This window comes from Variovorax sp. GW821-FHT10D07 (assembly GCF_059415325.1).
The window spans coordinates 135,201-154,133 of sequence record NZ_JBWKMZ010000003.1; the positions used below are offsets into that span (position 1 = coordinate 135,201).

Here is an 18,933-nt window from a genome sequence, read left to right on the forward strand (position 1 = left end):
GCTATTCCTCCTCGTCGGCCGAGAGCCGGTAGCCGAGCCCGCGCAGGGTCTGGATGTGGCTGCGACCGAGCTTGCGCCGCAGCCGGCTGATGAAGACCTCGAGCGTGTTGCTGTCGGCCTCGTCGCCGAAGCCGTAGAGCGCATCGGCCAGGTTCTCGCGCGTGTGGATGCGCTCGGGCCGCGTGGCCATCACGCGCAGCAGCGCCCATTCCTTCTGCGTCAACGTCACCGGCTGGCCGTCGCGGCGCACGCGGTCGTGCGCGATGTCGATCTCGAGCGTGCCCAGCTGCAGCACCGGCGAGTTGCCCGCGCTGCGCCGGCGTTCCACCGCGCGCAGCCGCGCCAGCAGCTCGGCCGGGTCGTAGGGTTTGATCAGGTAGTCGTCGGCGCCGGCATCGAGGCCGCGGATGCGGTCGGTGACCTGGTCGCGCGCGGTCAGCACGATGACGATCGGCGGTTCGCGCAGCGCGCGCACCTGGGGCAGCAGCGAGAGGCCGTCGCCGTCGCCCAGATGCAGGTCGAGCAGCACCGCCGCGTACTGCACCGAGAGCAGCGCGCCGCGCGCATCGGCGAGGCTGGGCGCCACGTCGACCACGAAGGCCTTGGCCAGCAGGTAGCCGCAGACGGCATCCGCCAGCGCCACATCGTCTTCGACCAGCAGTATGCGCACGCGGTGGCACTCCTCGGATTCGGTGGGAAAGCCGCAGTCTAGCGTCCGGGCCGCGGTCAGCTTCCGCTCAGCCGGCTTCAGCTTCGGTTCAGGTGGCTTCAGCCCCGGTTCATTCGCACGGCCTAGGCTGGCCCCTATTTTTGCCGATGGCCGCTTTTGCTTCGATGACCCGCCGTATCCCGAACCTTCGCCTGGGCGCCTGGACCCTGATCTCGTTTGCGCTGCTGTTGCTCTGGGATGCCGCCGGGGCCGACCTGCCGCTGGCGCGCTGGATGGGCACGCCGATGGGTTTTCCGCTGCGCGAGAACCCGTTCCTGGTCCACGTGATGCACACCGGCGCCAAGAACCTGAGCTGGGCGCTGCTGATCGCGCTGTTCCTCGCGATCCGCTGGCCCGTGGGCTTCCTGCGGCGGCTCGACCGCGCGAGCCGCGCGCAGCTGGCGCTGACGGTGCTGGCCTCGGTGTTCGCCGTCAGCCTGCTCAAGCACGCGAGCCACACCAGCTGCCCCTGGGACCTGCAGGAGTTCGGCGGCATGGCGCACTACGTCTCGCACTGGTCCTGGGGCGTGCGCGACGGCGGCCCGGGCGGCTGCTTCCCGGCCGGCCATGCGTCCACCGCCTTCGCCTACCTCGGCGGCTATTTCGTGCTGCGGCGCGTCGCCCCCCGCATCGCGCTGGCCTGGCTGGCTGCGGCCCTGGTCGGCGGCCTGCTGCTCGGCGTGACGCAGCAACTGCGCGGCGCCCACTACATGAGCCACACGCTCTGGAGCGGCTGGGTCTGCTGGACGGTGGGCCTCGCCATCGACACGGTGATCCGTCGCGCTCGCCGCTCGACGGATGTTGTTGCGTTGCAGCAAGCCTGAACGCTGCCTGAACTGCAAGTTCAGGCTCCTTTCAGGCCCGCTTCCTACATTTGTCGCATGTCTGTCACGCGCATAGAGCCCGCGCCGCTCCGGTCCGGCCTCCCCTCGATCTCCGAATCCTCGTCGGGCCCCGCGTCCGAAACCCCTTGGGAGGCGGTGCGTCAATGGCTGGAGCGGCCGCGATCGGCCCGCCAGATGGTGCTGTGGCTGGCCCTGTACCTGGGCCTGGCCGCCAACTGGCCGCTATGGAACGAACTGGCCCGCATCGGCGGCGCGCCCAGCACCTACCTGCCGACCATCGCCGCGATGAGCCTGCTGAGCTTCTGTGGCACGGTGGCGATGCTCTCGTTCACCGCCTGGACCCGCTGGATGAAGCCGCTGTGGCTGGCGGTGGCCGTGCTGGCGGCGCTGGTGCAGCACTACATGCTCGAGTACCGCGTGGTCATGGACCCGACCATGATCGCCAACGTGCTGCAGACCGATCCCAACGAGGCGCGCGACCTGCTGAGCTGGCGCATGGGCTTCAACCTGCTGGTGGTGATCGCGCCGGTCACCGTCGTGCTGTGGTTCGCGCGCATCGCGCCGATGCGCTGGATCTCGCAGCTGTGGCGCAACGCCGTGCTGCTGGTGCTCGCGGTGGCCGTCGCGCTGGTCGCGGCCGTGGCCATGAACCGGCAGCTGGCGCCGCTGATGCGCAACAACGTGCACCTGCGCTACATGATGAACCCGATCGCGAGCCTCTACTCGACCGGCGCGGTGTTCATCAAGCCGCTGTTCAAGCGCAGCGGCAAGCTGATCCCGATCACCGCGGGCACTTCACTGGGGGCCAGCTACGCGGCCCAGCAGAAGCCGCCGCTGTTCGTGGTGGTGGTGGGCGAAACCGCGCGCGCCGACCACTTCGGCCTCAACGGCTATGCGCGCGACACCACGCCCGAACTCGCGAAGCGCGACGTGCTGAGCTACCGCACGGTGTATTCCTGCGGCACCAACACGCTGGCCTCGGTGCCCTGCATGTTCTCGCCGCTGGGCAAGCAGGGCTACGAATCGCGCAAGGACGACTACGAGAACCTGGTCGACGTGCTGCAGGCCGCCGGGCTGGCCGTGTTCTGGCTCGACAACCAGGCCGGCTGCAAGGACGTCTGTACCCGCATTCCCAATGCCTCGGCCCTGGACAACCTGCCGCCGGCCACCAAGAGCGCGCTGTGCGACGGCGAGGAGTGCCTCGACGACGTGATGCTCGAGGGCCTCGATGCGCGCATCGCCGCGCTGCCGGCGGAGCGCCGCGCCAAGGGCGTGGTGCTGGTGATGCACCAGATGGGCAGCCACGGGCCCGCCTACTACAAGCGCTCGGGCGCCGACATGAAGCGCTTCCAGCCCGAGTGCAAGACCAATGCGCTCGCCGAGTGCGGCCATACCGAGCTGATGAACGTCTACGACAACTCGATCGCGCAGACCGACCGCTTCCTCGGCCGCACCATCGACTGGCTCAAGGGCCAGTCGAAGCAGTACGACCCGGGCCTGCTCTACGTGAGCGACCATGGCGAGTCGCTGGGCGAGTTCGGCCTGTTCCTGCACGGCGTGCCCTACAGCTTCGCGCCCGAGGCGCAGAAGCACGTGCCCATGGTCACCTGGTTCAGCGCCGGCCTGAGCGAGCGCCGCAAGCTGTCGCGCCCGTGCATGGAGGCCGGCCTCGATGCGCCGCTCACGCACGACAACCTCTATCACACGGTGCTGGGCCTGATGGACGTGAACACGCCGACCTACAAGCCCGCGCTCGATGCGCTGGCCACCTGCCGCAAGGGCGGCGCGGCCTGAGCGTCGGCCGCGCCGCTTATTTCTTTTCGCGCGGCAGCCGTCCCATCAGGAAGAACTCGGGATTCGGCTGCATGCCGCTGAAGCTCGCGAGCCGGTTGCTGAGCCCGAAGAAGGCGGTGATGGCCGCGATGTCCCAGATGTCCTCGTCGTCGAAGCCGTGCGCGTGCAGCGGCGCGAAGTCGCTGTCGTCGATCTCGTGCGAGCGTTCGCAGACCTTCATCGCGAAGTCGAGCATCGCGCGCTGGCGCGGCGTGATGTCGGCCTTGCGGTAGTTCACGGCCACCTGGTCTGCCACCAGCGGCTTCTTCTCGTAGATGCGCAGCAGCGCGCCGTGCGCCACCACGCAGTAGAGGCACTGGTTGGCCGCGCTGGTCGTGGTCACGATCATCTCGCGGTCGCCCTTGGTCAGCGAGCCTTCCTCCTTGAGCATCAGCGCGTCGTGGTAAGCGAAGAAGGCGCGCCATTCGGCGGGCCGGCGCGCGAGCGCGAGGAACACGTTGGGCACGAAGCCGGCCTTCTCCTGCACCGCGAGGATGGCGGTGCGGATGTCTTCGGGCAGGTCGGTGAGTTCGGCGAGGGGGTAGCGGGTGGTCATGGTGTCTCCGGTGGGCTTGCGGATCTGGTGGTCGCAATGCGCTCCATCATAGGCAGGCGCGCTCAGGCGGCGATACGGGTGGCCTGCTGCGCGATGAAGTCCTTCACCCGCTCCGTCAGCGCGCGGTTGCCGCCCGCCGATTCCACGCCGGCGGCTGCCTGCAGCGCAACGGTATCGCCGATGCGTTCGATCACGGCTTCGGCCTCGATCGCATCGAGGCCGAACTGCGGTGCCGCCTGCCGGGCGAGTTCGAGGCTCGACGCATGCCGGCCGGGGAGGATCGCCAGCTCCTGGTAGCCGGTGTGGACGCCGAGCTGCATCACGAGGTCGAAAGCCGGCGCCAGCCGCCAGCCTCCTTCGGGGTCGCGCAGCGCGCCGTGGTTCTTCACGTGATCGTCGCTGTTGCCCACGGCCAGGTTGAAGACCATGCGGCGGAACAGCTCCAGCAGGTCCTCCCGCGGGCTGGCGGAGTTGCGCCGCAGCCATTGCGCGAACTCCACATAGCTGCCCGCGCTCGATTCGTACGGCACGTCGAGCAATGCCGAGGCGGAGAGATAGTGGAAGCGGCGTTCGTCGTGCAGCGGCCCCGCGCGGTCGAATCGCTCGACCAGCAGGGCATGGCCCACCGTGAGCGGCTGCAACAGGAACGACGGCACGTCGATGCCGCAGGTGGCGGCCAGCCACAGCGTCGCGGCCTCGATCACCTCGACATCGTGGTCGTCGCCGCGGGACGCGAACTTGGCGATGAAGCGCCTGCCGTCATGCGCGAAGGGGGCCTTCGGCCGGGCGCCGCCCAGGCTGCCGCCGCGCAGCAAGCGCAGCATGTCGTCGCCGATGTCCAGGCCCGCTTCGATGCGGCGCGACGCTTCGGCGAGTTCTTCGAGCGACCCCAGCGTGGAGGGCGGCTCGTCGCTGCGGATGGGCAGGGATTCCGAGAACACCATCGCGCCGATGCGGTCCTCGTTGGTCAGCAGCAAGGCATCGACGTCGGACAGCGGCCGGCCCTGGCGGATCTCCAGCACCTTGCGGCCCCAACTGTCGGGCAGCGCATCGCGCAGCGTGAGCGGCATCGCACCGCCGTCGCGGACCCGGCGCTCGGGCAGGACGAAAGGCGCCGCGCGCAGCGCCAGGTGCTCGGGATTCAGCGGCGCGGCGTCGGGCTCCTGCAGGTAGCGCCGTCCGTAGGCGAATTCACCGCCTTCGACCACGCCGCGGCGGGCGAGCTTCATCAGGCCGGCCGGCTGCACCGCGTCGCCGGTGCGCCGGGCCAGGCCGACATAGATGCCGCGCTCGGCAGGAGCCTCGGATTCAGAAGTCACGTTCGTCCTCGGCGATGGTGCCGGCCACGGGTCGCGAAGCCGGCCTGCGGACCCGGCGCTGGGCGGTCAGCCCGGAGGGCGCCGGCGCCAGCGCGTCGAGCGTATCGATCTCACCGAAGAGCCACAGTGCGTGAGCGAGCAGGCCGATGCTCGTGCCCGGCTTGCCGGCTTCGAGCGCGCGCAGGGTCGTGGGCGAACACAGCAGGCGCTCCGAGGCCTCGGCCACCGTCCATTCGCGCTGGAACCGATGGGCGCGCAATCGTTCGCCGAGGCGTGCCAGCGGCGCCAGCGTCCGGGACGGCAGTGCGGAGAGGCTCTTGCTTTGCCTTGGCATCAATAAAATGGCCATTAAGTGATTTAACAGCCATTATATTGATGATTCTAGGGGCGCTTGTCCAGGCGTCCGGCTGGTTCGACACCCGCCTCCAGCACCGCCAGATCGCTCTCGTCCTTGAGCTCCACGCCGCTGAGCCCGCGCCGCAGCGCCTCGCGCATCAGCCAGGCCAGCTTGAAGGCCGCGAGTTCGTACGACAGACCTTCGGGCCGCACGTTCGAGATGCAGTTGCGCTCGGCATCGTGGCGGCCCTTGCGGGGCGCGTGGGTCAGGTAGATGCCGAGGCTGTCGGGCGAGCTGAGGCCGGGCCGTTCGCCGATCAGCATCACCGAGAGCGTGGCGCCGAACAGCTCGGCCGCCTCGTCGGCGAGCGCGACGCGCGCCTGGGTCGCGATGACGACCGGGGCGAAGCGGGTATCGGGCGGCAGGTGGGGGCGCAGCGCAGCGAGCAGCGGCGCCGCATGGCGCGCGACCGCGAGCGAGGACAGGCCGTCGCCGATCACGATGCAGACATCGGCCGATCCGTCGACGTCGGCGCGCAACCGGTCCGCATCGCCGGCATCGAGTTGCCGCCCCAGGTCCGGCCGCCGCAGGTAGGTGGCGCGGTCCTCGGCGCGGCTGCGTGCGCGCGTGGCCTGCCAGCCGTCGTGCCGCAGCACGGCTTCGAGCGCATCGACGTCGAGCGCCGCATGGATCGCATCGCGCGCCATCGCATGGGCCCAGCCGAAGCGCAGCGTCTCGTCGGTCGGCATGCCGGCGCCGGCGCGGCCCAGCGCGAGCCGCGCGGGCGTGGCCGAGCGCCACTGGCCCCAAGGGTTGGGCGTGACGGCGTCGCTCATGAAGACAGCGCCGACAGGGCGCCCATGCCGGCCAGCAGCCGGTTGGAGGAGGGCGGCGCGATCCGCCCCGCCGCATCGGTGATCTGCATGCGCTGCAGCCAGGCCTCGAACTCGGGCGCGCGCTTCAGGCCCAGGGTCTGGCGCAGGAACAGCGCGTCGTGGAACGAGGTGCTCTGGTAGTTGAGCATCACGTCGTCGGCGCCCGGGATGCCCATGATGAAGTTGATGCCCGCGGTGCCCAGCAGCACCAGCAGGTTGTCCATGTCGTCCTGGTCGGCCTCGGCATGGTTGGTGTAGCAGATGTCGCAGCCGATCGGCAGGCCCATGAGCTTGCCGCAGAAGTGGTCCTCGAGGCCGGCGCGGATGATCTGCTTGCCGTCGTACAGGTACTCGGGGCCGATGAAGCCGACCACGGTGTTGATGAGCAGCGGCTTGTAGCGGCGCGCCAGCGCATAGGCGCGCACTTCGCAGGTCTGCTGGTCGACGCCGAAGTTGGCATTGGCCGACAGCGCGCTGCCCTGGCCGGTCTCGAAGTACATGAGGTTGTCGCCGACGGTGCCGCGCTGCAGGGACTGCGCGGCGTCGTGGGCCTCGGCCAGCAGCTCGGGCGTGACGCCGAACGAGAGGTTGGCCTTCTCGGTGCCCGCGATCGACTGGAACACCAGGTCGACCGGCGCGCCGACCTCGGCCAGCCGCAGCGTGTTGGTGACGTGCGTGAGCACGCAGCTCTGGGTGGGAATCTCGAAGCGCTGGATCAGTTCGTCGAGCATGTGCAGGAGGCGACCGAGCACCGGCAGGCTGTCGGACACCGGGTTCAGGCCGATCACCGCGTCGCCCGCGCCGTAGAGCAGGCCGTCGAGCGTGGAGGCGGCCACGCCGCGCAGGTCGTCGGTGGGGTGGTTGGGCTGCAGCCGCACCGCGAGGTGGCCGGGCAGGCCGATGGTGTCGCGAAAGCGCGTGACCACGTTGCACTTCTTCGCGACCGAGACCAGGTCCTGGTTGCGCATGAGCTTCGACACCGCCGCCACCATCTCGGGCGTGAGGCCCGGCGCGAGGGCCGTGAGCGCCGCGGTGTCCGCCTGCTCCGACAGCAGCCAGTTGCGGAAGTCGCCGACCGTGAGGTGCGAGACCGGCGCGAAGGCCCGGGCATCGTGGCCGTCGATGATCAGCCGCGTGATGTTGTCGCTCTCGTAGGGGATCAGCGCCTCGTTGAGGAACTGCGCGAGCGGCGTGTCGGCCAGCACGTGGCGCGCGGCCATGCGCTGCTGCGCGGTGGCCGCGCCGATGCCCGCGAGGTAGTCGCCCGAGCGCGCGGGACTGGCCGCGGCCATGACCTGGCGCAGGTCGTCGAAGGAAAAGCCCTGGCCGGCGATGGTGGTGCGGTAGCGCATCGTTCGATCAGGCGGCGGGCGTGGAGGTGGGCGCCGACAGCATCTCGTCGGGCGCGGCCGCGTTGCGCTGCGCCGAGGTCGCGAGGAAGTAGCCGTAGGCCAGCGCCATCAGCACCAGGAACAGCAAAGTGAGCATCGGGTTGAACCACACCATCGCGCCCAGGCACACCAGGCCCAGGCCCAGCGCGATGGCGGGAAACACCGGGTAGAAGGGCGCGCGGTAGCTGCGCGGCAGCGCGGGCTCGGTGCGGCGCAGCCTGAACAGCGCGGCCATCGAGACCAGGTACATCACGATCGCGCCGAGCACGGCCATGGTCACGATGTTGGCCGTGAGCGTCTGGCCGCCGAACTGCACCCACTCGTCGCTGAAGATCGCCACCACGCCGACGACGCCGCCGGCCAGCAGCGCGCGGTGCGGCGTGTCGAAGCGCGGGCTCAGGCCCGCGAAGTAGCGCGGCAGATAGCCCGCGCGCGCCAGCGCGAAGATCTGGCGCGAGTAGCCCATGATGATCCCGTGGAAGGAGGCGATCAGCCCGAACAGGCCGATCCACACCAGCATGTGCAGCCAGCCGCTGTTGTCGCCCACCACGGCCTTCATGGCCTGCGGCAGCGGGTCGTTGATGTTGGCGAGCTTGCGCCAGTCGCCCACGCCGCCCGCGAAGATCATCACGCCGAAGGCGAGCACCACCAGCGTGACGATGCCGGTGGTGTAGGCGATCGGGATCGTGCGGTGCGGATCGCGCGCTTCCTCGGCCGCCATGGCCGCGCCCTCGATCGCGAGGAAGAACCAGATCGCGAACGGGATCGAGGCGAAGATGCCCGCGATGGCCGCGCCGTTCAGCACGCTGCCGCCGGCCCAGCCGTTGGCCACGAAATTGGCCATCGACCAGCCCGGCGTGACCACGCCCATGAACACCAGCAGCTCGAAGATCGCGAGCACGGTGACGAACAGTTCGAAGGCCGCGGCGATGCCGATGCCGATCCAGTTGAGGCCGATGAAGATCACGTAGGCGCCGAGCGCGAACCACTTCGGGTTGATGCCCGGGAACTGCACGTTGAGGTAGGCGCCGATCGCCAGCGCGATGGCCGGCGGCGCGAACACGAACTCGATCAGCGTGGCGAAGCCGGCCACGAAGCCGCCGTGCGGGCCGAAGGCGCGGCGCGCGTAGGCGAAGGGACCGCCGGCGTGCGGGATGGCGGTCGAGAGTTCGGTGAAGCTGAAGATGAAGGTGGTGTACATCGTCGCCACCAGCACCGTGGCGACCAGGAAGCCGAGCGTGCCGGCGGTGTTCCAGCCGTAGCTCCAACCAAAGTACTCGCCCGAGATCACGAGGCCGACCGCGATGCCCCAGAGCTGCAGCGGACCGAGCACTTTCTTCAGATGGCCGCTGCCGCCGGGGGAGGGCGCCGCGGGCGTGGCTTCGGTGGAAGGCATGGGAGTTCCTCTCTCGGGCGATGTTGACAGTACCCCCGCCGCGAAGCAAGGGCCGTTCCATCGCCGGCTTCGGCGCTTCATGCGCGCTGGCCATAATCGGCCCTTTCCCACCATTCCCTCGAGGTATCCCGTGAAGTCCCTGTTCTGTGCCGCTCTCGTGTCCTTCTGCGCCGTGTCCGCCGCGTGGGCCCAGTCCGCGCCCGTCACCACGGCCAGCGGCCTGATCTACCAGTCGCTCAAGGAAGGCACGGGCGCCTCGCCGGCCGCGACCGACGTGGTCAAGGTGCACTACCGCGGCACCTTCCCCGATTCGGGCAAGGAGTTCGACAGCTCCTACAAGCGCAACGAGCCCACCGAGTTCCCGCTCAACGGCGTGATCCCGTGCTGGACCGAGGGCGTGCAGAAGATGAAGCCGGGCGGCAAGGCCAAGCTGACCTGCCCGCCGTCGATCGCCTACGGTTCGCGCGGCGCGGGCGGCGTGATTCCGCCCAACGCCACGCTGAACTTCGAGATCGAACTGATCTCGGTCACCAAGCGCTGAGCTTCAGATCTGCGCCATGCCGCCATCGACGAACAACTCGGTGGCGTTCACGAAGCTGCTGTCGTCCGAGGCCAGGAACACCACGGCCTTGGCGATCTCGTCGGGCGTGCCGACACGGCCCAGCGGAATGGCCTGGGCCTGCGATTCGATGAAGCCCTCGACCTGCTCGGGCGTGAGGCCCAGTAGCTCGTAGGCCGGGGTCGGCACCACGCCCGGGCTCACCGCGTTGACGCGGATGCCGGCGTCCTTCAGGTCCACGGCCCAGCTGCGCGCGAAGCTGCGCACCGCGGCCTTGGTCGCACTGTAGACGCTGAAGGCCGGCGTGCCCTTGATGCTGGTGATCGAGGCGTTCAGCACGATCGACGAGCCCTTGCCCATCAGCGGCAGCGCCTTCTGCACGGTGAACAGCAGGCCGCGCACGTTGATGCCGAAGGTCTTGTCGAAATGCTCCTCGGTGATCTGGCCCAGCGGCACCAGGCTGCCGCCGCCCGCGTTGGCGAACAGCACGTCGAGCCGGCCCTTCTGCGCGCGGATGGTGTCGTAGAGGCGGTCGAGGTCGTCGAGCTTCGAGACGTCGCCGAGCACGCCCGTGACGTTGCGGCCGATGGCTTTCACGGCCGCGTCGAGTTCGGCCTGGCGGCGGCCGGTGACGAAGACGTGGGCGCCTTCGGCCACGAAGCGTTGCGCGGTGGCCAGGCCGATGCCGCTGGTGCCGCCGGTGACGAGGGCGATCTTTCCATCGAGCTTGAGCGAAGAGGTGGACATGACTTCTTTCCTTGTGTGATGCCGCGAGGCGGCGTTGACGATGGAAGGAAGTTTGGGCGCGACCCCCGCGCCAACCAAGACGCCGCGCGCCACTTGTTTATTCACGAATCGCTAATAATCGGCCGATGGACCAGATCGCCGCCATGCGCGTCTTCGCCCGCGTGGTCGAGGCCGGCACCTTCACGCGCGCCGCCGATTCGCTGCAGATGCCCAAGCCGACCGTGACGAAGATGGTGCAGCAGCTCGAGACCCACCTGCGCGTGAAGCTGCTGCAGCGCACGACCCGGCGCGTGACGGTCACGCCCGAGGGCGCGGCCTACTACGAGCGCACCGCGCGCGTGCTGGCCGAGCTCGAGGACATCGAATCGGACCTCACGAACGCGCAGGCCAATCCGCGCGGGCGGCTGCGCGTGGACGTCGGCTCCTCGCTGGCCAACATGATCCTGATCCCGCAACTGCCTGCCTTCCATGCGCGCTATCCCGAGATCGAGCTCGAGATCGGCGTGGGCGACCGACCGGTGAACCTGGTCGGCGATGCGGTGGACTGCGTGATCCGCGCCGGTCCGCTCGACGACCAGACGCTGGTGGCGCGTCGCATCGCGACCATGCCCTTCGTGACCTGCGCCACGCCAGGCTACCTCGAACGCCATGGCGTGCCGAAGACCCCGGCCGACATCGGCGACGGCCGGCACCGCGTGGTGGGCTACTTCTCGTCGCTGAGCAACCGGCCGGTGCCGCTGCGCTATGGCCGTGGCGAGGACCGCATCGAGATCCACGGCCACACGGTGGTGGGCGTGAACGAGAGCACCGCGCACCTGAGCGCGATGCTCACCGGCATGGGCCTGGCGCAGACCTTCGACCTGATGGCCGCGCCGTATCTCGCGAGCGGTGCATTGGTCGAGGTGCTGCAGGGCTTTGCGCCCGAGCCCTATCCGCTGCACGTGGTGTACCCGACCAACCGGCACCTGAGCGCCAAGCTGCGCGTGTTCGTCGACTGGGCGGTGGAGCTGTTCGCGCCCTACGACAAGCAGCGCAAGCCGCGCTGAAAGAAGCCCGTCGGCCTCAGCCGGGCTGGTACTGGTACAGCCAGGTCTCGGTCAGTGTCTGGTCGCCGTTCTTCAGGAACAGGCGCATGTCGACCGGCTCGTTGCCCTCGGCCGTGAAGTCGAACTGCGCGCGCCAGTGGCCGGTGACGCCGTTGGGCACGGCCTCCGCGAAGATGTAGGAGAACTTGCCGCGCGAGGCCGTGAGCACCAGCTCGGGCTTGACGCCGAACGGGATGTTGGCGAGCGGCGCGCCGATGAACTCGACCATGAACTTGCGCACGCCCGGCGGCCGCGGCTGGCCCGGCTGGCCGCCGCGCCCGATGCGCGTGGCCACGCAGCGCGCCAGCGGCGAGGGGTAGGGCTCCTGGTCGGTCCAGTGCAGCCGGTACTTGAGGTTGTAGCTGGCGCCGGCCTTGGCATCGGCCTTGGGCACCCAGAAGGCGACGATGTTGTCGTGGATCTCGTCGTCGGTCGGAATCTCGATCAATTGCACCGAGCCCTCGCCCCAGTCGCCCAGCGGCTCGACCCACAGGCTCGGGCGCTTCTCGTAGTACACGCCGTCCTGGAAGTGGTCGAAGGCGCGGTCGCGCTGCAGCAGGCCGAAGCCCTTGGGACCCGTGTCGGCGAAGGCCGAGGCGCGGGTCTGCGTCGGGTTGTTGAGCGGGCGCCAGATGCGCTCGCCGGCGCCGTTCCAGATCGCGAGGCCGTCGGAGTCGTGCACCTCGGGGCGCCAGTCGATCGCGGTGGGCTTGGCGGTCTCGGAGTACCAGTACATCGAGGTCAGCGGCACCAGGCCCAGGCGCGCCACGTCGCGGCGCAGGAACAGGCGCGAGTCGATGTCCATGATCACGGCCTTGCCGCGCTGCATCACGAACTTGAACACGCCGGTGATGCTCGGTCCCTCGAGCAGCGCATAGACCGTCATCGAGTTCGTGTTGCCGGCCGCAGGCGTCTCGAAATAGAAGCGCGTGAAGGCCGGGAATTCCTCGGGCCGGTCGGGCACGGCCACCTCGAGCGCGATGCCGCGCGCCGACAGGCCGTACTGGAACAGCTCGCCGATGGCGCGGAAGTACGAGGCGCCGAGGAAGGCGACCCAGTCGTTCTTCTGCCAGTCGAGCTTGGCCTGGTCGCCCAGGCGGCTTTCCTGCAGGCGGAAGCCCGCGAAGCCGGCGCCCTCGGGCAGCGCGCGCGCGGGGCTGTCGGCGGGCATCGAGAAGTAGGAGGGGCTGTAGAGCACCTCGCGCGCGAAACCGTCGCCGTCGGAGCTCTCGAGCACGTGCATGCGCACCGGCGTCTGGAAGAAGCGGCCGAGGTGGAAGAAGGTGACCGGGAAAGCGCCGGGCCCGTCGCGGAACAGGGCGTTGGCGGGGTCGAACTTGAGCTTGCCGTGCGCGTCGTAGTCGATCTTCTCCAGCACCTGCGGCGCGAGCGGCGCCGGTGCCGCGTAGGGCCGGCCGGCGAGCGACTTGGCTTCGGCGACGAGGTTGTCGAACGAGAAGGGCCTCGGCTGGCTCAGCTGCAGCCCGTTGGCGGCCAGCGCTTCGGCGGGCAGCCCGAGGGCGGCGAGGGTGGCGGCGGCGCTGCCGGCGGCAAGGAAGGATCGGCGATCAAGCATGTTTTCTTGAGGGTTGCGATTTCTCTGGCGAGTTCGGGTGAACTCCGGGAGACGGACGAAGGAGGGAATGCACTGGCGCGGTGGCCGGCGCGGCGCCTGTCGGGCGAGCGGGACGATCCTAATGCAGCGCGGAACTCCTTCGTCGCAGGCGCCGGCCTGTGCGGAGGGCACGGGTTCGGCGGGCGGGACGAGTCTGGAGCTTGCCGCGGCGACGGCCCGCGGCGCGTCAGCCATTCCGCGCAAACGCCATCGGACAAGGCCGGCGATGCGGCGAAATTGTGCGTTTGTGTATCGAGCCGGGCTCAGCCCTCGGCGTGCAGCGCATACACCGCGTACATCGGCACGCCGAAGAAGGCACCGATCGCGCGCGACAGCATGCCGTGCGGAAAGCCATAGCCCGCCATCACCTCGTGGGTGCCCGCGAGCCGCAGCCGCGGATGCGCGCGCGCCAGCTCGGCCGGCCGGCGCAGGCCCCAGCGGAACTGCGCGCCGGTAGGCCGCACCGAGGGATGCCGGTGCGCGCGGCCGGTGGCGAGCCAGCACATTGCATCGAAGGCCAGCACCGAACCCGCGGGCGCGCGCTCGCCGAAGGTGGCGAACACGGCCTCGACCTGCGCGGGCTCGAGGTACATCAGCACGCCCTCGGAGAACAGGAACACCGGCGGCCCGTCGCGCGCGGGCAGGCCGAGGCCGTCCCACCAGTCGGGGGCCGTGAGGTCGAGCGGCCGCACCTCGTGGCGCGGCTCGTCGTCGGCCAGCAGCGCGCGGCGCACCGCGAGCACTTCGGGCAGGTCGGCATCGGTCATGCGCGCCTTGCCGTCGTCGAGCCATTGGAAGTAGTGGCTCAGGCCGCAGCCGAGGTTGACCACGTGGCCGCCGGCATGCGCCTGGAGGAAGTCGCGCGCGAGCGCGCGGAAGCAGCGCGTGCGCGCCAGTACGCCATAGACCGTGGCGCGGTCGCGCGGCAGCGGCGGGGCCTGGTCCTCCAGCGTGGCCAGCAGGCGCGCCGCGCTCGCGTCGTCGATCGCCATGCGCGGAAACATCGCGTCGCCGAAGGCGCGCGCGGCCAGCGGGATGCGCAGCGTCGAGGGCACGGCCGAAAGGCCGGAAGCGGACAGGGCGGCGTCGGAGGGCATGCGGGGACTGGAAGTGAGGGCGGGGGCGAAGTCTCTCGCCTGCTGAAGAGACGGGCAAGGGCGCGCGCTGTTCGGTCGCGGCGGAAATTGGTCGTTCGCCGTATCCATACATGCACAGTGATGGATCGCATACGAATAGAGCTATTGGATTCGAATGAATTCGCTATGTAAGAATAAACATATCGAAAAACATGGAGACGAGGTGGATATGAAACATTGGTCCGCGGGCGTGGTGTCCGGTCTGGTGGCGGTCGTGGTCGCCGGTTGCGGCGGTGGTGGCGATGGCGGGGTGTTCCTGCCGGTGGTGCCGCCGCCCGCGCCCGCGCCGCCTTCTCCTCCACCGCCGCCGCCCCCCGCGCCGCCGGCGCCCACGGTCAAGCTCGAAGGCGCCATCGACCGTCCCGCCGACTACGCCGAGGCCGACCTGGCCGCGCGCGCCGCCCTCACGCAGACGGTGAACTTCAACAGCGGCAGCACGCCGCAGACCCGCACCTACACCGGCACCAGCCTCTGGTCGCTGCTGTCCGACGCGGGCCTGCAGGCCGACGCCACGCGCAAGAACGACTTGCTGAGCCGCCACGTGCTGGCCACCGGCGCCGACGGCTACCGGGTGGTGTTCGCGCTCGGCGAGCTGAGCCCCGACTTCGGCAACAAGTCCGCGATCGTGGCCTATGCCGAAACCACCGGCGGCAGCTCGGGCCCGCTGGCCGCGGCCGACGGGTCGTTCCGCGTTACCGCGCCGGGCGACATCAAGGGCGGGCGCTATGTCTCGCAGCTCGTGCGGCTGCGGGTGCAGCCCTCGGCCGCCACCGCCGCCGGCACGGGCGGCGGCGTGTCGACGAGCTTCGCGGTGTCGGGCGCGGTCGGCACGCCGCTGAGCTTCGACCTCAAGGCGCTGCAGGCGATGGTGCCGGTCACGCAGACCGTGGGCGCCAACGTCTACACCGGCGTCAGCCTCTGGACGCTGCTCAACGGCCTGGGCCTGCGCTTGCCCGCGGGCAAGAACCCCAGCCTGTCGATGTACGCCGTGGCCACCGGCAGCGACGGCTACCGCGCCGCGGTCTCGCTCGGCGAGATCGATCCGGGCTTCGGCAACAAGGGTGCGATCGTCGCCTACGACATGAACGGCGCGGGGCTCGGTGCCAACGGCGTCGCGCGCCTGGTGGTGCCGGGCGAGGTCAAGCAGGGCCGCTCGGTATCGAACCTGGTCGCGATCGAGGTGTTCGCGGCGGACACGCCCTGAACTGCGGATCGACGCGCGGCCGTCTCAGCCGGGCCGGCCGCGCGCGTCCACGTAGGCCCAGGCCTCGAGGCCCGACACCAGCCGCACCCGTTCGCGCCGGTAGTCCTCGACCTCGCAGGCATCGGACTGCGCGAGCTCGGCCGGCGTGATCGCGAACACCGCGCCGTCCACGCAATCCTCGGGGCAGCCCGTGGGCGCGACGATCGGATGGTGGCTCTTGCCGCTGGTCGCTAGCACGGCGGGGTCGCGGACCGCGAGCCGCTCCAGGCGGTAGCCGGGCAACTGGTCGAGCTGGCCCGCGAGCAGCCGGCCGAAGGTCGCCAGTTGCACCGATTGGAGCTGCAGCGTGCCGTAGGAGAACAGGCGCTCGGTGGCGCCGTGGTCCGTGCTCATGGCGACGAGCGTCCCGCATCGCCGGCATGCGGCAACAGGTGCTCGCGCGGCGGTGCCCAGGCCGACCAGACTTCGCCGGGCAGCGCGTGGTCGCGCGACGGCGGCGCCTCGGCCACGCTGCCGAGGCTCACGAAGCCCGCGAGGAATTCCTCGGGACGCGCGCCGAGCTCGCTGGCCAGCACCGGATCGAAGCAGCGCTCGCCGCTCAGCACGATCGCGCCGAAGCCCAGTTGATGCGCGGCATTCAGCAGGTTGCCGAGCGCGGCGCCGGCGGCCAGCCATTGCTCGCGCGCGGGCACCTTGCTGCGCGCGCGCGGCACGACCACGAAGGCCAGCAGCGCGGGCGGGCGCGTCGCATGCTCGCGCGCGCGGCGGCGGTCGGAGGCCGAGGCCAGCGGATCGCGGCGCAGCTTCTCGGCCTCGAAGCGTTCGGCCAGCGCGGCGCGCTGCGCCTCGCGGAACTCGATCACGCGCCACGGATGCAGCCCGCCATGGTCGGGCGCGCGCAGTGCCGCCTGCAGCATCGCCTCGATGTGCTCGGCCGTGGGCGCGGGCGGGCGCAGTCGCTTGGGCGAGACCGAGCGGCGCTCGAGCAGCGGCGCCAATGCGGCCTCGGTGCGCGAGGCCTGGAGCTCGTAGCGCAGCGCCTCGCTCTGCGCGAGAAAGCCGCGTGCCCAGGCCAGCACCCGTTCGCCCTGCGGCGTGAAGCCCTCGAAGAGCTGGCCGCGTTCGGCCGGCGGCGCCGAGGTGCGCAGCAGCGCATGGCCGTACTCGGCCTCGAGCGCCTGGAGGGCCTGCGCGAGCTCGGCCGGCGACATGCGGCTGGCCTGCGCCGCGCGGCCCAGGTGGCGCTCGTCGGCGAGCGCGAGCAGGCCGTGGAGAGGGGTGGTGCTGATCATGGGGAACACGGGACGTGAAAAAGGCGGCGGATTCGCGAGCGCATTCGCTATATTTTAAAAAGCATAGCGAAAGCCATGGCGGGAGCGGGACATCGCCAGGCTCAGCCGCCCGGCCGCCGGCCGCGCTCGCGTGCCAGGTGCCGGTAGACGGTGCTGCGATGGATGCCGAGCCGGTGCGCGGCCTCGGCCACGTCGTGCCCGCAGTCCTGCAGCGCCTGCGCGATCGCCTGCCGCGTGATCGCCACGAGCGGCGGCGGGCCGCCGAAGCCGGGGCTCGTGGCGTCCGGGACGGGGGCGGCCGGCATGCCGGGCATCGCGCGCAGGTTCGCCGGCAGTGCGTCGATGCCGATCGCATCGCCGGGCTCGGCCAGCGCAACGAGCGAGCGCAGCACGCTGCGCAGCTCGCGCACGTTGCCGGGCCAGGGGCAGGCCGCGAGCGCCTCGAGCGCCTCGTCCTCGAGCCGCAGCCCGCGAGCGGCCGCGCCCGATTCGAGGAACAGCCGCGCGATCAGCGCATGCCGGTCGGTGCGCTCGCGCAACGGCGGCAGCGCCACGGTGAAGCCGGCCACGCGGTACATCAGGTCGGCGCGGAAACGCCCGGCCGCCACCAGCGCCGGCAGGTCGCCGTGCGTGGCGCAGGCCAGGTCGAAGTCCACCGCCACGCCCTGGCCGCCGCCCAGTGGGCGCACCGTGCGCTCCTCGAGCACGCGCAACAGCCGCGTCTGCAGCGCCAGCGGCATCTCGGCGATCTCGTCGAGGAACAGCATGCCGCCATGCGCCTCGCGGATGCGGCCCGGCGCGCCGCGGCGGCGGGCACCGGTGAAGGCGCCGTCCTCGTAGCCGAACAGCTCGGCCTCGATCAGGGTCTCGGGCAGCGAGGCGCAGTCGACCGCGACGAAGGGCCCGGCGCTGCGCCGGCTCGCCGCATGCAGCCGGCGCGCGAACACCTCTTTGCCGCTGCCGGTCTCGCCGTTGACCAGCACCGGCACGCCCTGGTTCAGCACCCGCACCGCGCGCTCGAGCAGCGGCTGCACGTCGTCGGGCGGCGGCGCGGCGGCCGAGTCCTCGGGCGTCCATTGGCGCCGCGCGCCGCGCGACGGCGTTTCGCCGGGCCGGGCCGAGCGTTCGAGCACGGTCGCGATCTGGCGCCCGCCCGGCAGCGTGAGCAGGCTGCGGCGGCGCTCCATGCGCGCCCAGTCGCGGCCGAGGAAGGTGGCGGCGTCGAGGTCGAGCAGCTCCTGCCACGAGTGCCCGAACAGCTCGAGCGCCACGTGGTTGGCCGCGGCGATGCGGCCGTCGGCGATCACCATCAGGCCTTCGCGCGCGGTGCCGATCAGCGACGGCCGCGGGTGGAAGCGCAGCAGGTGGCCGCTGGCCTCGCTGAGCATCATGCGGTGGCCGACCTGCTGCGCCGCCATGCGCACCAGCCCGAGCGCATGGCTGTTGACGCGCACCGTCTCGCCCGAGATGTCGAGCGCGCCCGCCACCTCGCCGCGGCCGGTGAAGATCGGCGCCGCCGCGCAGCCCAGCGTGCCGTTGCGCGCCAGGTAGTGCTCGCCGCCGAGCACCATCAGCGCCTCGCGCTCGGCCAGCGCGGTGCCGATGGCATTGGTGCCGCGCTGGTGTTCCGACCAGCCGGCGCCGGGCCGCAGCGCGAGGCGCTCGGCCTTGGGCAGGAAGTCGGGGCTGCCGATCTCGTCGAGGATCAGGCCGCTGGCATCCGACAGCACCACCACGCAGCCGTTGCCGGTGGCGTGCTCGGCCAGGCCGTCGAGCTCGGGCTGGGCGCAGTCGAGCAGCCGCATCGCCTGTTCGCGCCGCTCGCGCAGCAGCGCCAGCGCCATCGGCTCGCACTCGCCGCCGCGCGGATCGACCGGCAGGCTGCGGCGCCACGAGCGCGAGATGTGCGGCGCGATCCAGGGCTCGGGGTCGCGGCCCTGCACGAAGAAGAGCTCCCGGGCCTGTTCCACCTGCGACGAGGGCGATTGCGAGTCGGTCATCCACGGCTCCAGTCGGTTCGGGGTGCGAGCCGGT

At 70.6% G+C, this 18,933-nt stretch carries 18 protein-coding genes; 5 read left to right on the top strand and 13 right to left on the bottom strand.

Features of this window, described 5'->3' with window-relative positions:
* Window position 1: 1 nt before the first annotated feature.
* Window positions 2-670 carry a winged helix-turn-helix domain-containing protein gene (locus AC07PU_RS11050; RefSeq protein WP_093344845.1) on the bottom strand — a complete coding sequence of 223 codons (669 nt, stop codon included), beginning with the start codon at window positions 668-670 and terminating at the stop codon, window positions 2-4.
* Between the two features lie 164 nt (window positions 671-834).
* Between AC07PU_RS11050 and AC07PU_RS11055 the strand changes: the two genes are divergently transcribed.
* On the top strand, window positions 835-1,533 hold the full coding sequence (locus AC07PU_RS11055) for a phosphatase PAP2 family protein (RefSeq protein WP_495317450.1): 699 nt from the start codon (window positions 835-837) through the stop codon (window positions 1,531-1,533).
* 57 nt (window positions 1,534-1,590) lie between these two features.
* Window positions 1,591-3,348, top strand: a complete 1,758-nt coding sequence (locus AC07PU_RS11060; protein ID WP_495317452.1) for a phosphoethanolamine transferase — start codon at window positions 1,591-1,593, stop codon at window positions 3,346-3,348.
* 16 nt (window positions 3,349-3,364) lie between these two features.
* On the opposite strand, the gene AC07PU_RS11065 is transcribed toward AC07PU_RS11060, so the two are convergent.
* From AC07PU_RS11065 to eat, 6 genes are all read right to left on the bottom strand, one after another.
* Entirely contained in the window at window positions 3,365-3,943 is a 579-nt protein-coding gene (locus AC07PU_RS11065) for a peroxidase-related enzyme (RefSeq protein ID WP_495317454.1), read from the bottom strand.
* Window positions 3,944-4,005: 62 nt separating this feature from the next.
* Complete coding sequence (locus tag AC07PU_RS11070; protein WP_495317456.1) at window positions 4,006-5,262, bottom strand: type II toxin-antitoxin system HipA family toxin; 1,257 nt, start codon at window positions 5,260-5,262, stop codon at window positions 4,006-4,008.
* Window positions 5,252-5,611, bottom strand: coding sequence for a helix-turn-helix domain-containing protein (locus AC07PU_RS11075; protein ID WP_495317458.1), 360 nt, complete (start codon window positions 5,609-5,611; stop codon window positions 5,252-5,254). Before AC07PU_RS11075 ends, AC07PU_RS11070 begins: the two co-directional genes overlap by 11 nt.
* Window positions 5,612-5,643: 32 nt before the next feature.
* The gene (gene eutC / locus AC07PU_RS11080; protein ID WP_495317460.1) at window positions 5,644-6,435 is read right to left on the bottom strand and encodes an ethanolamine ammonia-lyase subunit EutC; all 792 of its coding nucleotides are present in this window, start codon (window positions 6,433-6,435) and stop codon (window positions 5,644-5,646) included.
* On the bottom strand, window positions 6,432-7,826 hold the full coding sequence (locus AC07PU_RS11085; RefSeq protein ID WP_495317462.1) for an ethanolamine ammonia-lyase subunit EutB: 1,395 nt from the start codon (window positions 7,824-7,826) through the stop codon (window positions 6,432-6,434). The genes eutC and AC07PU_RS11085 overlap by 4 nt, the downstream gene beginning before the upstream one ends.
* A 7-nt stretch (window positions 7,827-7,833) precedes the next feature.
* Entirely contained in the window at window positions 7,834-9,261 is a 1,428-nt protein-coding gene (eat, locus tag AC07PU_RS11090; protein ID WP_296782076.1) for an ethanolamine permease, read from the bottom strand.
* A 130-nt stretch (window positions 9,262-9,391) separates the two neighbouring features.
* On the opposite strand from eat, the gene AC07PU_RS11095 reads away from it, so the two are divergent.
* The gene (locus tag AC07PU_RS11095) at window positions 9,392-9,802 is read left to right on the top strand and encodes an FKBP-type peptidyl-prolyl cis-trans isomerase (protein ID WP_057597061.1); all 411 of its coding nucleotides are present in this window, start codon (window positions 9,392-9,394) and stop codon (window positions 9,800-9,802) included.
* A gap of 3 nt (window positions 9,803-9,805) precedes the next feature.
* On the opposite strand, the gene AC07PU_RS11100 is transcribed toward AC07PU_RS11095, so the two are convergent.
* On the bottom strand, window positions 9,806-10,567 hold the full coding sequence (locus AC07PU_RS11100; protein WP_093344831.1) for a glucose 1-dehydrogenase: 762 nt from the start codon (window positions 10,565-10,567) through the stop codon (window positions 9,806-9,808).
* A gap of 125 nt (window positions 10,568-10,692) precedes the next feature.
* Between AC07PU_RS11100 and AC07PU_RS11105 the strand changes: the two genes are divergently transcribed.
* The gene (locus AC07PU_RS11105; RefSeq protein WP_490878478.1) at window positions 10,693-11,613 is read left to right on the top strand and encodes a LysR family transcriptional regulator; all 921 of its coding nucleotides are present in this window, start codon (window positions 10,693-10,695) and stop codon (window positions 11,611-11,613) included.
* A gap of 16 nt (window positions 11,614-11,629) precedes the next feature.
* On the opposite strand, the gene AC07PU_RS11110 is transcribed toward AC07PU_RS11105, so the two are convergent.
* Together AC07PU_RS11110 and AC07PU_RS11115 are read right to left on the bottom strand one after the other, a co-directional pair.
* Window positions 11,630-13,228 carry an OpgD/OpgG family glucan biosynthesis protein gene (locus tag AC07PU_RS11110; protein ID WP_208512779.1) on the bottom strand — a complete coding sequence of 533 codons (1,599 nt, stop codon included), beginning with the start codon at window positions 13,226-13,228 and terminating at the stop codon, window positions 11,630-11,632.
* Window positions 13,229-13,530: 302 nt separating this feature from the next.
* The gene (locus AC07PU_RS11115; RefSeq protein ID WP_495317465.1) at window positions 13,531-14,364 is read right to left on the bottom strand and encodes a class I SAM-dependent methyltransferase; all 834 of its coding nucleotides are present in this window, start codon (window positions 14,362-14,364) and stop codon (window positions 13,531-13,533) included.
* Window positions 14,365-14,572: 208 nt separating this feature from the next.
* Here AC07PU_RS11115 and AC07PU_RS11120 point away from each other — a divergent pair, with 208 nt between their 5' ends.
* The gene (locus AC07PU_RS11120) at window positions 14,573-15,607 is read left to right on the top strand and encodes a molybdopterin-binding oxidoreductase (protein WP_495317467.1); all 1,035 of its coding nucleotides are present in this window, start codon (window positions 14,573-14,575) and stop codon (window positions 15,605-15,607) included.
* A 24-nt stretch (window positions 15,608-15,631) separates the two neighbouring features.
* Here the strand turns inward: AC07PU_RS11120 and AC07PU_RS11125 are convergent, their stop codons facing one another.
* The 3 genes from AC07PU_RS11125 to AC07PU_RS11135 all read right to left on the bottom strand — a co-directional run bounded on the left by AC07PU_RS11125 (window position 15,632) and on the right by AC07PU_RS11135 (window position 18,899).
* Entirely contained in the window at window positions 15,632-16,000 is a 369-nt protein-coding gene (locus tag AC07PU_RS11125) for a gamma-glutamylcyclotransferase family protein (RefSeq protein WP_495317469.1), read from the bottom strand.
* On the bottom strand, window positions 15,997-16,899 hold the full coding sequence (locus AC07PU_RS11130) for a nitroreductase family protein (RefSeq protein ID WP_495317471.1): 903 nt from the start codon (window positions 16,897-16,899) through the stop codon (window positions 15,997-15,999). The genes AC07PU_RS11125 and AC07PU_RS11130 overlap by 4 nt, the downstream gene beginning before the upstream one ends.
* 101 nt (window positions 16,900-17,000) lie before the next feature.
* Window positions 17,001-18,899 (bottom strand): sigma-54-dependent Fis family transcriptional regulator, encoded by a 1,899-nt coding sequence (locus AC07PU_RS11135; RefSeq protein ID WP_495317473.1) that lies wholly within the window; start codon window positions 18,897-18,899, stop codon window positions 17,001-17,003.
* Window positions 18,900-18,933: the final 34 nt, after the last annotated feature.

Bases quoted from the DNA above. Each gene is read 5' to 3' on its own strand.
- AC07PU_RS11115 (WP_495317465.1), bottom strand. From the start codon at position 14,364: ATGCCCTCCGACGCCGCCCTGTCCGCTTCCGGCCTTTCGGCCGTGCCC.
- AC07PU_RS11125 (WP_495317469.1), bottom strand. From the start codon at position 16,000: ATGAGCACGGACCACGGCGCCACCGAGCGCCTGTTCTCCTACGGCACG.
- AC07PU_RS11135 (WP_495317473.1), bottom strand. From the start codon at position 18,899: ATGACCGACTCGCAATCGCCCTCGTCGCAGGTGGAACAGGCCCGGGAG.
- AC07PU_RS11075 (WP_495317458.1), bottom strand. From the start codon at position 5,611: ATGGCCATTTTATTGATGCCAAGGCAAAGCAAGAGCCTCTCCGCACTG.
- AC07PU_RS11110 (WP_208512779.1), bottom strand. From the start codon at position 13,228: ATGCTTGATCGCCGATCCTTCCTTGCCGCCGGCAGCGCCGCCGCCACC.
- AC07PU_RS11065 (WP_495317454.1), bottom strand. From the start codon at position 3,943: ATGACCACCCGCTACCCCCTCGCCGAACTCACCGACCTGCCCGAAGAC.
- eat (WP_296782076.1), bottom strand. From the start codon at position 9,261: ATGCCTTCCACCGAAGCCACGCCCGCGGCGCCCTCCCCCGGCGGCAGC.
- AC07PU_RS11105 (WP_490878478.1), top strand. From the start codon at position 10,693: ATGGACCAGATCGCCGCCATGCGCGTCTTCGCCCGCGTGGTCGAGGCC.
- AC07PU_RS11085 (WP_495317462.1), bottom strand. From the start codon at position 7,826: ATGCGCTACCGCACCACCATCGCCGGCCAGGGCTTTTCCTTCGACGAC.
- AC07PU_RS11100 (WP_093344831.1), bottom strand. From the start codon at position 10,567: ATGTCCACCTCTTCGCTCAAGCTCGATGGAAAGATCGCCCTCGTCACC.
- AC07PU_RS11055 (WP_495317450.1), top strand. From the start codon at position 835: ATGACCCGCCGTATCCCGAACCTTCGCCTGGGCGCCTGGACCCTGATC.
- AC07PU_RS11060 (WP_495317452.1), top strand. From the start codon at position 1,591: ATGTCTGTCACGCGCATAGAGCCCGCGCCGCTCCGGTCCGGCCTCCCC.
- AC07PU_RS11130 (WP_495317471.1), bottom strand. From the start codon at position 16,899: ATGATCAGCACCACCCCTCTCCACGGCCTGCTCGCGCTCGCCGACGAG.
- AC07PU_RS11120 (WP_495317467.1), top strand. From the start codon at position 14,573: ATGAAACATTGGTCCGCGGGCGTGGTGTCCGGTCTGGTGGCGGTCGTG.
- eutC (WP_495317460.1), bottom strand. From the start codon at position 6,435: ATGAGCGACGCCGTCACGCCCAACCCTTGGGGCCAGTGGCGCTCGGCC.